This window comes from Streptomyces sp. NPDC019531 (assembly GCF_044903305.1).
Classification (GTDB): Bacteria; Actinomycetota; Actinomycetes; order Streptomycetales; family Streptomycetaceae; genus Streptomyces.
In genome coordinates, this window is record NZ_JBJDQL010000007.1 from 191160 (window position 1) to 206037 (window position 14878).

General features: G+C 71.1%; 7 protein-coding genes and 1 tRNA gene. All 8 read right to left on the minus strand.

Going from position 1 to position 14878, the window contains the following annotated elements:
* Window positions 1-144: 144 nt before the first annotated feature.
* Window positions 145-1596: an ATP-binding protein gene (locus ACI2L1_RS11895; protein ID WP_404739272.1), complete on the minus strand. Its 1452-nt coding sequence runs from the start codon at window positions 1594-1596 to the stop codon at window positions 145-147.
* Window positions 1597-2250: 654 nt separating this feature from the next.
* Window positions 2251-2324: transfer RNA gene (locus ACI2L1_RS11900), tRNA-Thr, on the minus strand.
* A gap of 107 nt (window positions 2325-2431) precedes the next feature.
* Window positions 2432-4045, minus strand: a complete 1614-nt coding sequence (locus tag ACI2L1_RS11905) for an alpha/beta hydrolase (protein WP_404739176.1) — start codon at window positions 4043-4045, stop codon at window positions 2432-2434.
* Between the two features lie 97 nt (window positions 4046-4142).
* Window positions 4143-5348 carry a DNA polymerase III subunit delta' gene (locus ACI2L1_RS11910; RefSeq protein ID WP_404739177.1) on the minus strand — a complete coding sequence of 402 codons (1206 nt, stop codon included), beginning with the start codon at window positions 5346-5348 and terminating at the stop codon, window positions 4143-4145.
* A 197-nt stretch (window positions 5349-5545) separates the two neighbouring features.
* Window positions 5546-8737 carry a dTMP kinase gene (gene tmk, locus ACI2L1_RS11915; protein ID WP_404739178.1) on the minus strand — a complete coding sequence of 1064 codons (3192 nt, stop codon included), beginning with the start codon at window positions 8735-8737 and terminating at the stop codon, window positions 5546-5548.
* Window positions 8738-8860: 123 nt separating this feature from the next.
* Window positions 8861-11719, minus strand: coding sequence for a type I DNA topoisomerase (gene topA, locus ACI2L1_RS11920; RefSeq protein WP_404739179.1), 2859 nt, complete (start codon window positions 11717-11719; stop codon window positions 8861-8863).
* Between the two features lie 260 nt (window positions 11720-11979).
* The gene (locus ACI2L1_RS11925; protein WP_404739180.1) at window positions 11980-12177 is read right to left on the minus strand and encodes a hypothetical protein; all 198 of its coding nucleotides are present in this window, start codon (window positions 12175-12177) and stop codon (window positions 11980-11982) included.
* Window positions 12178-12447: 270 nt separating this feature from the next.
* Window positions 12448-14841, minus strand: coding sequence for a protein kinase (locus ACI2L1_RS11930; protein WP_404739181.1), 2394 nt, complete (start codon window positions 14839-14841; stop codon window positions 12448-12450).
* Window positions 14842-14878: the final 37 nt, after the last annotated feature.

A 14878-nucleotide genomic window follows, 5' to 3' on the forward strand; every position in this document is an offset into this window, starting at 1 on the left:
GCCGTGGCTTGAACCGCAGGGTGAGGTGGAGACTCGATTCCGTGTACGGATCCGAGTCATGGCACGACCCTCGATGTACCCGCCCGAGCTGCGCAAGCGCGCGATCCGCATGGTCACGGAGATCCGGTCCATCCAGATCGGGATTCACTCTCCGTGATAGAGGCGAGGCAAATCGATCAGTTGAATCGTGCGGTCACTCTTCGCGAGGTGATTCAGTTCATCGGTGAAGCCGGTGCCGCTGAAGCAGTACAGCCGCGTCGTCTCGGTGGCCGTGCCACTCCTGGTCAGGAGGGAACGGATGTGCCGGAGGCGTTCCAGGTGGCCGACCCCCATCACGTCGCTCCACTTCGCTTCTCCGATGGCGAGCAGCGACTGGCGGCCCTCGTGGGACTCGCCGTGGACGGCGACGTCGACTTCATGGCTGGTCCTGGCCGCAGGGTCGTTGACGGTTCCGCCTGCGACACGTGAGGCGTGTCCGCCGTGGGTGTCGGGCGCCGCGTGCCACCGGGCCCATTCCCGGCAGACCTGTTCGAAGTGCGGTCCGACGACCTTGCTGCGGAAGGTGGACTGGGTTCGGCGCCATACGTCGGGTGCCCGTCCGGGGCGTTCCAGGTCGCCCCAGGCCGGGCGCATGACCGCGTGGTAGAAGGTGACGAGCGGCTCGGCGATGCGATAGGCGGAGCGGTTGCGGCGAAAGGCATCGGCTTCGTGGGTGATCATGCCGACGTCCTGGAGAACGCTCAGCGGGTGGGCGAGGTCGGTGGACTTGCGCCCCAGGTAGTCGGCGATGCCACCACGAGCGGCGTTACCGGCAGCGATGGCCGCCAGCACCGAGTGATACAGCGCGGTGTCGTGGAGTTCGGGCTCCTCGGCGAGCAGGTAGCGGGCCTCACGGAAGAGCGGGCGCGCCGGGTTGAGCACGGCGCGGATGACCCAGTCGTCGAAGTCGTCCGGCCCGGCAGGGGTATCCCCTTGGGTGAACTCACGGCGGTAGGCGGGCGTACCCCCGACGACGGCATTGGTCAGCAACGCGGTGCGCGGATCGTCGATCTGCCAGAACTCGGCCGCGAGGCGGAAGTCCAGGGTGGGAACCACGAGTTCGAGGCCGGCTCGGCCACGCAGCGGAGCGCTACCGGACAGCAGCCTGCCCATGAAGGACAGCGCCGAGCCGCACAACAACAGACGCACGGGAGTGCTGGTGTGCTGGGCAGCAGGGTCCAGAGCGCGCTGGATGATCGAAGGCAGGGAGGGAGATGCCTTGGCGAGGAAAGGGAACTCGTCGATGACCGCCACGGTGGGGCCGCCCGCGTCGGCGATGCGCATGAGTTCCGTGACCGCCTCGTCCCAGTGCGCGAACCGGAACGGGGTGGGCTGCCCGCGATAACGGGCCAGTGCCTCTCCGAACTGACGCAGGGCGTCGGCCTCGGTGGTCTCGGTGGCGGTGAACATGAAGCCGCCGCTGGCACGAGTGACGGCATCGAGCAGGAAGGTCTTACCCTGCCGGCGACGACCGGAGACCACGCCCAGCGTGGCCCGCGGGCCCGGCAAGGTGGCGAACCGGGTCAGCTCGGCCCATTCGAAGGCACGGTCGAACATCTCGGCGGGCTTGTCCACAACACCAGCTCCCACATATAGATGCAGTTATTATATCTGCACTTATACGCCGTGCTGATCGACCATACCGACTCCTGATCACGCGAGGCGAACACCTGTCGGAGGACTCGGCGAGAGTGAGCCGAGCGGTGGGGCACACGGTAGTCGGAGTTCACGGCCGTGAGGATGTCCGCATCGTCGACCTCCAACTCGCGCCTACCGGGCGGCTCCGGGAGTACGACGGTGCACCGCGCGCGTACGGCATTCAAACCCCCGCCCTCACCCCGGACGGCATCACCGGGCCGACGGAACCGACCGAGCCAACCTTCCTGCGCAGGGTTGTGCGCCATCGACAACCTGGCCATGGCCGGCGCTTCCCACTCGAACGCTCGCCATCAATGCCGACTGCTGCACTACAGGCGCACCAATGCACCCCCTCCCGCACTCCATTGCCAACCAGAATCGATCAGGCAGAGGCGAGCCCTCGAAACCACAAGGCCAGAAGGGCACTCGCACGCACGCCCCCGAGGACCACGCCACACGAACCTCCGACCTACGCGTTGCGGCTGCGCAGGTCAACAGCCCCCCTCACGCCCGGACCAGACAGCACAACAACGAAAAACCCCAGGTCAGAAGCCTGACCTGGGGTTCAAAATGAGCCGCCTTCGGGATTCGAACCCGAGACCTACGCATTACGAGTGCGTTGCTCTGGCCATCTGAGCTAAGGCGGCACGCTGTCCGCACTATGGTGCGATCAGCAACGTCGGTAAGTCTACACAGTTTCCGGGGGTGCTCCGCACCAGCCCTGGGCACCCCCGGGACGCCCCGTACGGCAGGGCTACGAGCAGCGTTTTCCGTCCGCGGGAGGGGTTCCGCGCAGCAGGTACGCGTCGATCGCGGAGTCGATGCAGGAGCTGCCGCGGCCGTACGCGGTGTGGCCGTCACCCTCGTAGGTGAGGAGGCGGCCCGAGGAGAGTTGGGCGGCCAGGGCGCGGGCCCAGCGGTAGGGAGTGGCCGGGTCGCGGGTGGTGCCGACCACGACGATCGGGGCGGCGCCCGGCGCCTCGATACGGTGCGGCCTGCCCGTTGCCCTGACCGGCCAGTACGCGCAGTTGAGAGAGGCCCAGGCGAGGCCTTCGCCGAAGACGGGGGACGCCTTCCCGAAGGAGGGAAGGGCCTTCTCGACTTCCTCCGGACCGTCGAAGGCGGGCGGGAGGTCGAGGCAGTTCACGGCGGCGTTGGCGGACATCAGGTTGCTGTAGCGGCCGTCGCCGTCCCGCTCGTAGTAGCTGTCGGAGAGGACGAGCAGACCCGCGCCGTCGTTCTCCCTCATCGCCGAGGTCAGCGCCTCACGCAGCTGCGCCCAGGAGCTCTCGTCGTACATCGCCGCGATCACACCGGTGGTGGCCAGGGCCTCGCCGAGCCTGCGGCCGTCCGCATCGCCGGTGGGGATCGGGTGTGCGTCCAGCTTCCCGAAGAAGGCCTTGAGGTTCCGGCCGACCACGGCGGGCGTCGTGCCCCTCGCACCGAGCGGGCAGTCCGGCTGTTGCACACAGTCCTTCGCGAACGCCTGGAACGCCGTCTCGAAGCCCGCCGTCTGGTCGAGGTTCATCCGGCGCGCGGACAGCGAGGGGTCCATCGCGCCGTCCAGCACCAGCCGCCCCGCGCGGCCGGGGAACAGCCCCGCATACGTCGCCCCCAGGAACGTCCCGTACGACGCCCCCACGTAGTTCAGCCTCGCGTCACCCAGTACCGCCCGCACCATGTCCATGTCCCGCGCCGTCTCGACCGTCGACACGTGCCGCAGCAGCTCGGACGAGTGCACGCCGCAGCTCTCCGCGAACTCCTTGTAGGCGTCGACGAGTTCGCTGGTCTCGCGCGCGTCGTCGGGGGTGCTGTCCGTCTGGGTGTACGTGTCCATGTCCCGCCCGTCGAGACATTCGACCGGCTCACTGCGGGCGACTCCCCGCGGGTCCACCGCGACCATGTCGTACCGGGCCCGGACCTCGGCGGGGTAGCCGATGCCGGCGTACGCCTGCAGATAGCCGATCGCCGAGCCGCCCGGCCCGCCCGGGTTCACGAACAGCGACCCGAGGCGCTCACCCGGCCCGGTGGCCTTCTTGCGGGCGACGGCGAGCCGGACGTCCCCGTCGGCCGGCTTGTCGTAGTCGAGCGGCGCCTTCAGCGTGGCGCACTCGAAGCCCGGGACCCCGCAGCTGCGCCAATGCGCCCGCTGTCCGTAGTACGGCGCCAGTGCCGCAGGAGTCGACCGCGGCAGCGCGGCCAACGCCACGTCGGCGGCCGAGCTGTCCGCACTCCTCCAGGCGCCCCCGGAGCAGGCGGAGACCAGCAGCGCGGCGACCACGAGGAGGGCGCCGCCGGTATGAGTCGTGCGCGCCCTGCGAGCGGCAAGCTTCCGGCTGGTGCGGAGGGGGTTTCGCCTGATGTACATCGAGCGAGCGTAACTCTCCGAGTTGGATCACATGCCCTGAGTGAACAATCTGGCCCGTACGAGTGAAACCGGTCATCAGGTGATCGTCTGCCGGCTCTCAGCCCGCTCTCAGCGCCATCGTCATCGCCTCCACCGCGAGCAGCGGGGCCACATTGCGGTCGAGGGCCTCGCGGCAGGCGCCGATCGCCTCGATACGGCGCAGCGTGGTCTCCGGGGAGCTGCCGCGGGCGAGCCGCTCCAGGGCGTCCTCGGCGTCCGCGTTGGCGATCGCCACCCGGGAGCCGAGCTGGAGGGCGAGGACGTCGCGGTAGAAGGCGGTGAGGTCGGTCAGGGCGAGGTCGAGGCTGTCGCGCTGCGTACGCGTCCTGCGCCGCTTCTGCCTGTCCTCCAGGTCCTTCATCACGCCCGCCGTGCCGCGCGGCATGCGGCCGCCCTGGGAGGCGCCCATCGCCGCCTTCAGCTCCTCGGTCTCCTTGCCGTCCATCGCCTCGGCGAGCTGCTTGGCGTCGTCGGCCGCCGCGTCGACGAGTTCCTGCGCCGCCCTGAGGCAGCCGCCGACGTCCTCGACGCGCAGGGGCAGCTTCAGTACGGCGGCGCGGCGCTCGCGCGCGGCCGGGTCGGTGGCGAGGCGGCGGGCCCGGTCGACATGGCCCTGGGTGGCGCGGGCGGCGGCCATCGCGGCGGCCGGCTCGATGCCCTCCCGGCGCACGAGCATGTCAGCGACGGCGTCGACGGAGGGCGTGCTGAGGTTCAGGTGGCGACAGCGGGAGCGGATCGTCGGCAGGACGTCCTCGATGGAGGGGGCGCACAGCAGCCACACCGTCCGCGGGGCGGGCTCCTCCACGGCCTTGAGGACCGCGTTGGCCGACTTCTCGTTGAGTCGCTCGGCGTCCTCGACGAGGATGACCTGCCAGCGGCCGTTCGCCGGCGAGGTGAACGACTTCCTGACGGTGTCCCGCATGTCGTCGGCGAGGATCTGGGTGCCGACGGCGGCGACGGAGGTGACGTCGGCGTGGGTGCCGACGAGGGCGGTGTGACAGCCGTCGCAGAACCCGCAGCCGGGCACTCCCCCGAGGGCCCGGTCCGGACTGACGCACTGCAGCGCGGCGGCGAAGGCCCGCGCGGCCTGGTTCCGTCCCGCCCCGGGCGGTCCCGTGAACAACCATGCATGCGTCATCTTCGACGCCTCGGGCCGCGGAGCGGCGGTCGCGACGGCGGTGACCAGGGCATCGGCGTCCCGAGCGGCAGCGCTGAGCTGCTCGCTCACCCTCTCCTGGCCGACCAGGTCGTCCCATACGGTCATGGGTCACGCCGCCCTTTCGTCATGCTTCGTGCGTTGGGTCCATTGTGCGGGCGACCACTGACAACGGGGCGACGGCCGTTTGTCAGTTGCGGGCCGGTGGGTGCAGCTGGGCGTGCTTCCACCGCACCCACTCTGGGGCGCGGGGAACTGCGCGACCAGCCACGACGCACCCGCACCCGCACCCGCGAAGCAACCCGCTACCGCCCCCGACGCCGGCCCCGATCGTCCCCGTACTCGTCGTCATGCGGCCCCAGCAACTCATCCGCCAGCGAAGGCAGATCGTCCAACGGCGTCTCCTCGGCCCAGTCCGACCGGGCCCTCCGCCGAGGCGTCCCCGTCTCGTCGACCTGCGGCAGCTCCCGCGTCCGCTCCTCGTCCCGGAAGTACCCCGGCGGCACCCGGTCCGCGGGCCCGTCCCCCGACACCGGAGGCAGAACGGCCGTCTCGTCAGCGGAACCCGAAGGCACCGGCGGCAACACCGCGGTCTCATCCGCCGCACCCGAAGGCACCGGCGGCAGCACAGCCGTCTCATCAGCGGAGCCCGGCGGCACCGGCGGCTGCGGCAGCTCGGCCGTCACCTCGGAGTCGGCAGCACCGGAACCGGAGTCCGACTCACCGCCGTCCCCGTCCCCCTCCCCCTTGTCCATCCGAACCCGGGGAAGCACAGCCGTCTCGTCCACCGGCCCGCCCGACGCGTTCGTCGGCGTCACCACCGGCGTGGGAACAGTCGCCGCATCCAACCCGGCCGAAGGACTCGCGGCCTGCTTCGGCCCCGCCTCCGCCGCCGCGGCCGCGGACTCGGCGAGCCGTCGCGCCTCCTCCGCCCGCAGCAACGCCTCCTCGGCCTTGCGCTGCTTCTCCAGCCGCCGCGCCTCGGCCTCGGCACGCAGGCGTGCCTCTTCCTCCGCCTGCTTGCGGGCAACCTCTTCCTGGGCCTTGCGCCGTGCCTCTTCCTCGGCGCGCGTATTCTCCTCGGCGAGCAACCGAGCCCGCTCCTCCTCGGCCCGCTTGCGCGCTTCCTCGGCCCGTCGCCTGGCCTCCTCCGCCTGACGCTCGGCCTCGCGCCGCTGGGCCTCCTCCAGCTCGCGCCGCTTGCGCTCCTCCTCCTCGGCCTTCAGCCGGGCGAGCTGCTCCTGGCGCTCACGCTCCAGGCGCTCCTCCTCGGCCTTGCGCGCGGCCTCTTCCTCGGCCTTGCGCCGGGCTTCCGCCTCGGCCTTGCGGCGGGCCTCCTCCTGCTCCCGGATCTCCTGCTCCGACAGCGGCAGCATCTGGTCGAGCCGATGCCGTACGACGGTGGTGACGGCCTCGGGCTCCTGCCCGGCGTCCACGACCAGGTACCGCCCGAGGTCGGCCGCCGCCAGTGTGAGGAACCCGGACCGTACGCGCGCGTGGAACTCCGCAGGCTCCGACTCCAGCCGGTCCGGCGCCTCGGTGAAGCGCTCGCGGGCGATCTCCGGCGGGACGTCCAGAAGGACGGTGAGATGCGGCACCAGTCCGTCCGTCGCCCAGCGGTTGATGCGGGCGATCTCGGTCGGGGACAGGTCGCGTCCGGCGCCCTGGTACGCCACCGAGGAGTCGATGTACCGGTCGGAGATCACCACCGCACCGCGCTCCAGCGCGGGCCGGACCACGGTGTCCACGTGCTCCGCGCGGTCCGCCGCGTACAGCAGCGCCTCCGCGCGGTGCGAGAGCCCGGTGCTCGACACGTCCAGCAGGATCGACCGCAGCCGCTTGCCCACCGGGGTCGCCCCCGGCTCACGCGTCACCACGACCTCGTGCCCCTTGGCCCGGATCCACTCGGCGAGCGCCTCGGCCTGGGTGGACTTCCCGGCCCCGTCGCCGCCCTCCAGGGCGATGAAGAAGCCCGAGGAGGCGGGCACCGTCACCGGGTCGTCGCCGCCGAGCAGCGCGTCCCGCAGGTCATGTCGCAGGGGTACGCCGGAACGGTCGTCCACCTTGGCGAGGACCAACGCGGCCACCGGCAGCAGCAGCGCGCCGACCAGCATCAGGACGAACGCGGCACCGCCGTGCGCGAACACGAACTTGCCGTTCTCCAGCCGGTGCGGCCCGATCGCCGCGGCCACCACGGGCGCGACCAGCGCGCCGAGCGCCACACTGACCCGTACGACCGCGTGCAGGTGCTCGGTGGTCCGCGCCCGCCGGTATTCCTCGGTCTCCTGGTCGAGCAGGGTGTGCCCGGTGTTGGCGGCGACACCGGCGCCGACACCGGCCAGCACCTCGATCAGCAGCACGGTGGTGAGGTCCGGGACGAGCCCCGCGGCCAGCAGGGCGATACCGGTGAAGGCGATCGCCAGCGCGAGCAGCCGGCGCCGCGACAGCGAGACCAGCACCTTGGGCGCCGTACGGACACCGACCACGACTCCGCCGGTCAGCGCGCACACCATCAAGCCGTACGTCACGGGCCCGCCGCCCAGGTCCTTGGCGTGCAGCACGGCGACGGCCACGGCGGTCGCGATCGCCCCGGCGACGGCGGCGCAGGCCGGCACGAGCAGCGGGATCGCGCCGGTACGGCCCTTGTCGACGCCGGTGGCCGTCTTGGGCCGGCGCAGCCCCTCCAGCGGCGAACGCGCGCGCGGGGTGCGGGTGTCGGGCAGTTCGAGGAAGGTCAGCACCGACAGGGACGCGGCGAACAGGCCGGCCGCGACGTACGAGGCGAGGGCCGCCTGGTGCTGACCGAACCAGTCGATGCCGGAGCCCAGGAGGTTGTTGAGCAGCCCCGCGGCGACGAGCGCGGCGCCGGCCAGCGGGATCACCACGAAGGTGGTGCGCAGCGACAGGCGGCGCAGGGCGTCCAGGTGGTCCGGCAGCGGTCGTACCGTGGCCCCCTCCGGAGGAGGAGCTGGGAGCAGGGCGGGCGCCGCGCTCTCGCGGCACACGGTCCAGAAGCGCTCGGCGACACCGGTCACGAAGGCGGTCACCAGGAGCACCGCCAGGGCGTTGTCCGGTGTCCAGTCGATCCACAGTGGGGCGACGATGAGCAGCGCGACCCTCAGTCCGTCGGCGCCGACCATGGTCCAGCGGCGGTCGAGCGGGCCCTCCTGCGAAGTGAGCGAGGTCAGCGGGCCGAGCAGGACTGCGCCGAACAGCAGCGTCGCCAGGATGCGCGTACCGAAGACGGTCGCCACCGCGAACGCCACGCCCCGGTAGCCGCCGCCGAACGAGCCCTCGGCGATCGCCGCCTGGAGGGCCAGCAGCACCAGCACCAGAAGCGCGAGGGTGTCGCCGATCCCACCCACGAGCTGGGCGCTCCACAGGCGTTTGAGCTGGGGCCTGCGCAGCAGTGCGCGGACCGCACGCTCGCGGGAGTCCGCGACCAGGGCGTCGTCGGGGGCCGGGTCAACGGCCGTTGGCTGCTCGGCACGGGTCATGCTTTCAGCCTATCGGCAGCCACCGACAGCCCGGACGCCCGTCCTGACGTGCGCACGTCCCGACACCAAAGTGATGCCGGGACGTTCGCTTTGCGAAGCCTCAGTGGACGAACAGCGCCGAACTCAGTCCTCGGCCGCCGTGTTCGAGGCCGCCGCCGTCTTCGCGGTGGCGGTGGTCTTCTTCGCCGTCGTCTTCTTGGCCGTCGTCTTCTTGGCGGCCGTGGTCGTCTTCTTCGCCGCGGTCTTCTTGGCGGCCGTCGCCTTCTTGGCCGGGGCCTTCTTCGCGGGCGCCTTCTTCGCCGTCTTCTTCGCGGGGGTCTTCGCCCGCTTCTCGGCGAGCAGTTCGTAGCCGCGCTCCGGGGTGATCTCCTCGACGCTGTCGCCGGAGCGCAGGGTCGCGTTGGTCTCCCCGTCGGTGACGTACGGCCCGAAGCGGCCGTCCTTCACCACGACCGGCTTCTCGCTGACCGGGTCGGTGCCCAGCTCCTTCAGCGGCGGCTTGGCGGCCGCGCGACCGCGCTGCTTGGGCTGCGAGTAGATCTCCAGCGCCTCTTCGAGGGTGATCGTGAAGAGCTGGTCCTCGGTCTGGAGGGACCGCGAGTCGGTGCCCTTCTTCAGATACGGCCCGTAGCGGCCGTTCTGCGCGGTGATCTCCTGGCCCTCGGCGTCGGCGCCGACGACCCGCGGCAGCGACATCAGCTTGAGCGCGTCCGCGAGGGTCACGGTGTCCAGGGACATCGACTTGAACAGCGAGGCCGTACGCGGCTTCACGGCGTTCTTGCCGGTCTTCGGGGTGCCCTCGGGGAGCACCTCGGTGACGTAGGGGCCGTAACGGCCGTCGCGGGCGATGATCTGACGGCCCGTCTCCGGGTCGGCGCCGAGCTCGAAGTCACCGCTCGGCTTGGCGAGCAGCTCCTCGGCGAACTCGACGGACAACTCGTCCGGGGCCAGGTCCTCTGGCACGTCGGCCCGCTGGTGGTTCTCGGAGTCCTTCTCGCCGCGCTCGATGTAGGGGCCGTAGCGGCCGACCCTGAGCACGATGTCGTTGCCGACCGGGAACGAGGAGACCTCGCGCGCGTCGATCGCGCCCAGGTCGGTCACGAGCTCCTTGAGGCCGCCGAGGTGGTCCCCGTCGCCGTTGCCGGCGTCGGCCGCGCCGCCCGCGGCGGAGCCGCTGTCGGACGCTGTCTCACCGAAGTAGAAGCGCTTCAGCCACGGCACGGACTGCGCCTGACCGGCGGCGATGCGGTCGAGGTCGTCCTCCATCCGGGCGGTGAAGTCGTAGTCGACGAGCCGCCCGAAGTGCTTCTCCAGGAGGTTGACCACGGCGAAGGACAGGAAGGACGGGACGAGTGCCGTGCCCTTCTTGAAGACATAGCCGCGGTCGAGGATGGTGCCGATGATCGAGGCGTACGTCGACGGGCGGCCGATCTCGCGCTCTTCGAGCTCCTTGACCAGGCTGGCCTCGGTGTAGCGGGCCGGGGGCTTGGTGGCGTGCCCGTCGACCGTGATCTCCTCGGCGCTCAGGGCGTCGCCCTCGGCGACCTGGGGCAGTCGGCGCTCGCGGTCGTCCAGCTCGGCGTTCGGGTCGTCGGCGCCCTCGACGTACGCCTTCAGGAAGCCGTGGAAGGTGATCGTCTTGCCGGAGGCGCTGAACTCGACGTCACGGCCGTCGGCCGCGGTGCCACCGATCTTCACGGTGACGCTGTTGCCGGTCGCGTCCTTCATCTGGGAGGCGACGGTGCGCTTCCAGATGAGCTCGTAGAGCCGGAACTGGTCGCCGGTCAGACCGGTCTCGGCCGGGGTGCGGAAACGATCACCCGAGGGACGGATGGCCTCGTGCGCCTCCTGGGCGTTCTTGACCTTCCCGGCGTACGTCCGCGGGGCCGACGGCAGGTAGTCGGCGCCGTAGAGCTGGGTGACCTGGGCGCGGGCGGCGGTGATCGCCGTGTCGCTCAGGGTCGTGGAGTCCGTACGCATGTAGGTGATGAAGCCGTTCTCGTACAGCTTCTGGGCCACCTGCATGGTCGCCTTCGCGCCGAAGCCGAGCTTGCGCGAGGCCTCCTGCTGGAGGGTCGTCGTACGGAACGGGGCGTACGGCGAGCGGCGGTACGGCTTCGACTCGACCGAGCGGACCGCGAACCGCGTCTGCTCCAGGGCGGCGGCCAGGGCGCGGGCGTTCGCCTCGTCGAGGTGGAGGGTGTTGGCGCTCTTGAGCTGTCCCAGGGAGTCGAAGTCACGGCCCTGTGCGACCCGCCTGCCGTCGACGCTCTGGAGGCGGGCGACCAGCGACGACGGGTCCGAGGGGTCTCCCGCGCGGCCGGTCGCGAAGGTGCCCGTCAGGTCCCAGTACTCGGCGGAACGGAACGCGATGCGCTCGCGTTCCCGCTCCACCACGAGCCGGGTGGCGACCGACTGGACACGGCCCGCCGACAGGCGCGGCATGACCTTCTTCCACAGGACCGGCGAGACCTCGTAGCCGTAGAGGCGGTCGAGGATGCGGCGGGTCTCCTGGGCGTCGACCAGCTTCTGGTTCAGCTCGCGGGGGTTGGCGACGGCGGCCTGGATCGCGGCCTTGGTGATCTCATGGAAGACCATCCGCTTGACCGGGACCTTGGGCTTCAGGACCTCCTGGAGGTGCCACGCGATGGCCTCGCCCTCGCGGTCCTCATCGGTGGCGAGGAAGAGTTCGTCGGAGTCCTTGAGCAGGTCCTTGAGCTTCTTGACCTGGGCCCGCTTGTCGGCGTTGACGACATAGATGGGCTCGAAGTCGTGCTCGACGTCCACGCCGAGCCGACGGACCTCGCCGGTGTACTTCTCCGGCACTTCCGCGGCGCCGTTGGGGAGGTCGCGGATGTGCCCGACGCTCGCCTCGACGACGTATCCGGGGCCGAGATAGCCCTTGATCGTCTTCGCCTTGGCAGGCGACTCGACGATGACGAGTCGGCGGCCGCCCTGTGCGGTCTCGCTGGTCGGGGACAACTTCGCTCTTCTCTCCGGTCGACGCTGGGATCACTCCCCAGGCCTTGGTTCCCGGGGTCGGGTCATGCTGACGCTGCGGAGTGTGACGGTACATCCCGCCCCCGTGTCAAACGGGAAAAGCCCGCAACGGCCACTCGAACGGTAACCCGACTACCGCCATTCCTGCCGCCCGGAGTGCCCACCGGCCTTTTCGAGGCCATCCGGAGGGTGATCTCCCAATTGCCGGCCGACCCACTTGGCGAGGCGTCCCAGCAGGCGTTCTAGAGGCGGGTGAAGCACCATGCGGCGAGGGCCAGCGTGATGAGCGCGGCGAGGGTCGCGACGGTCGCGGATGCGACGGGACTCACACCATGGGCGACGGGTTGGCGTTGGCGCACACGGGCCGCGGTCCACATCAGCAGGCCTCCCCCGAACAGGGCGAACACCACTCCCGCGAAGATCGCCGGTCCGCTGTCCATGGTTCCCCGTGCCCCTTTTCTCCCGTCCGCGCGTGCTGCTGCCATGGAGAGTGACACGCGCGGGCGGCGCACAGACGAACCCCGGGTGAACGCCGCGCCGACGCGGCTGTGGACTCCTCCCGGAACCGGGCCCCGGCCGACCGCCCCAACCCCGCAGAGGTCGCCCAGGTCGCCCGACGGATGCCGTCCGATTCTCGCCCGGGTTCTCACCCGGATCCCGTGCATCCCCGATCGGGCGCGCACCGGATTCGGTACGGAAACCGACCGGATTCAGACCGCGCCGGGCGGGGGTATCTTCCCGCTCGACTGCTTGTTGTCGGTCAGGCTCACCGTGCACACGATCTTGTTGAATCCCTTCTTCCAGTCGTCCTCGTCGGCCACCCAGCCGTACACGAGACGCTGCTGACTGGGCGCCCAGGTGGACTCGAATTTGTTGCCGCACAACTTGGTCGCGTTGTCGGTGCCCTTCTTGTAGCTCATTTCGGCGGGGGCCTGAACAGTGCCGATCACCTGGTCGGTGTGGGGTTTCGCGCAGTCGGTGAGCGGTGCCTTGTAGCCGTCGTCGAGCTGCTGGTAGACCCAGCAGTCGCCGACGCTCATCTGACCGACCCACAGGTCGGTGCCCAGATCGCGGAAGCTGCCCACCTCACCGCCTATCGCGGCATGGCGGCCGAGTACCAGACATGCCGTACCACTGCCCGCCGCGCCGAAGCCCTCCTCGGTCGGCAGTACGGCGTACCCGGCCGCGTCCGGCAGCGCGTCCACGACGGGCCGGCTCAGGTTCGCGCAGCGTTTCGCGCCCTGGGCCCTGGCGTCGGCGAAGTCGGTGGCCATGTCGACCGCCACGACCTGGCCGTCCGGCCAGTCGTCCGCGCAGTCCACGACACCGAGGTTCGGCGCCGACCTGAACGGCGTCCCCGACCACACCGCCTGCACACAGTCACCGGTCTCCAGGGGCTCGTCGAGCCCGACCAGATCGCCGTACGGCAGCACGGGCCCGGTCGGCGACGGGGTCCCCGGTGAGCCGCTCGCGCCGGCCGAGGGCGACGACTTGGTCGCGGTGTCCTTCTTGCCGTCGTCCCCGGCCAGCGACACGACTCCCCACGCGCCGCCCGCGATGACGAGAAGCCCCCCGACGACGAGCGCGACGAGCGCGAGGCGCTTCCTAGCGGGGCGCCGGGCGGGCGTCGGGGGCGCATGGCCCCCGGGCCCGCCCGGTCCGCCGAATCCGCCCGCACCGTGATTGCCGAAGACGGTTGGCGTGCCCGCGGCGGTGGGCATGCCAGGGGCGGTCGGCCCGCCCGCGCCGCCGTATCCACCGGGTGGGCCGCCCGGACCGCCGTATCCACCGAGTGGGCCGCTTCCGTACGGCTGCGAGGCGCCGTCGCCCGAGTACAGCGCCGAGCCCGAAGGGGACGCCGGAGCACTCCCGCCGTAGGGCTGCGCGCCGGCGTACGGGGTCGCTTGGCCACTGCCGGCATACGGCGGTTGGGGAGCCGCACTGCCGTACGGACCGGCCGAACCCTCACCACCTCCCAACGGTGAACGCCCGCCCTGCGCATAGGGATTGCCCGGTTCCGGCGACTGTCCGGCAGGTGGCGGCCACGCGCTGTACGGCGGCGTGGCCGAGCCGCCGCCCCCACTCGCCCCCACTGGAGTGTTCGGCGTCGGCGGCGCACCCGGTGTCTGCGGAGTACCCGGTGTCTGTGGAGTACCGGGCCCGGGACCCCAGCCTCCGGCCGGCGGGCCGAACGCACCCACGGCCCCACCGCCGACCGCGCCCCAGGCTCCCGCAGAGCCCAGCACAACCCCCTCCAGCCCCCGCTTGACCGCTTCCGGCGAGAACCTGCGCACGGGGTCCTTGACCAGCAGTCCCAACAGCACCGGCGTCAGTTCGTCGGCCCGGACGGGCGGGGTGGGGTCCTCGCCCAGCAGGGCCGTCAGCGTGGCGTACTCACCGTGGCGGTCGAAGGGGCCATGGCCTTCGACGGTGGCGTAGAGCGTGGCGCCCAGGGAGAACAGGTCGGCGGCCGGGGTGGGCGGTTCGCCCCGCGCGCGCTCCGGGGCGAGATAGCCCGGTGTGCCGAGGATGCCGGCGGTCGCGGTGAGCCGGGGCTCACCGGACTCGGGCTGGAGGGCGATGCCGTAGTCGGTGAGCAGCACGCGTGCGTACGGGTCGCCCGAGGCGTCGGGCGCCAGAAGGATGTTGGCCGGTTTCACATCCCTGTGCAGGATGCCGATGCGGTGTCCCGCGGTGAGGGCGTCGAGGACGGCGAGACCGATGCGGGCCACCTGCGCGGGCGGCAGGGGCCCGGAACGCCGTACGACCGCCTGGAGGTCCACCGCGTCCGGTACGTACTCCATGACGATCCACGGCAGTCCCTCGTACATCACCACGTCGTGCACCGTCGCCACATGCGGATGGCCGCGCAGCCGGGCCGCGTGCCGGGCCTCGCTGCGGGCCCGGGCAATGCGCTGGGCCGTCTCGGTCGCGTCCATCGGCACGTCCGGAAGCGCGATCTCCTTGATCGCGACCTCGCAGGCCAGTTCCTCGTCGTACGCGAGCCAGACACGGCCCATGCCGCCCGCGCCGAGCGTCCGCAGCAGCCGGTACCGGCCGTTGATGATCCTGCCCTCGCCGTGATCCGGCGTCTCCCCCGCCATCACGCCTCCCCCCGAGACCTGAGCCCGAGACAGCGCG

Excerpts from the sequence above, each read along its gene's own strand:
- ACI2L1_RS11895 (WP_404739272.1), bottom strand. The coding sequence starts at position 1,596 with ATGTTCGACCGTGCCTTCGAATGGGCCGAGCTGACCCGGTTCGCCACC.
- tmk (WP_404739178.1), bottom strand. The coding sequence starts at position 8,737 with ATGACCCGTGCCGAGCAGCCAACGGCCGTTGACCCGGCCCCCGACGAC.
- ACI2L1_RS11930 (WP_404739181.1), bottom strand. The coding sequence starts at position 14,841 with ATGGCGGGGGAGACGCCGGATCACGGCGAGGGCAGGATCATCAACGGC.
- ACI2L1_RS11910 (WP_404739177.1), bottom strand. The coding sequence starts at position 5,348 with ATGACCGTATGGGACGACCTGGTCGGCCAGGAGAGGGTGAGCGAGCAG.
- ACI2L1_RS11925 (WP_404739180.1), bottom strand. The coding sequence starts at position 12,177 with ATGGACAGCGGACCGGCGATCTTCGCGGGAGTGGTGTTCGCCCTGTTC.
- ACI2L1_RS11905 (WP_404739176.1), bottom strand. The coding sequence starts at position 4,045 with ATGTACATCAGGCGAAACCCCCTCCGCACCAGCCGGAAGCTTGCCGCT.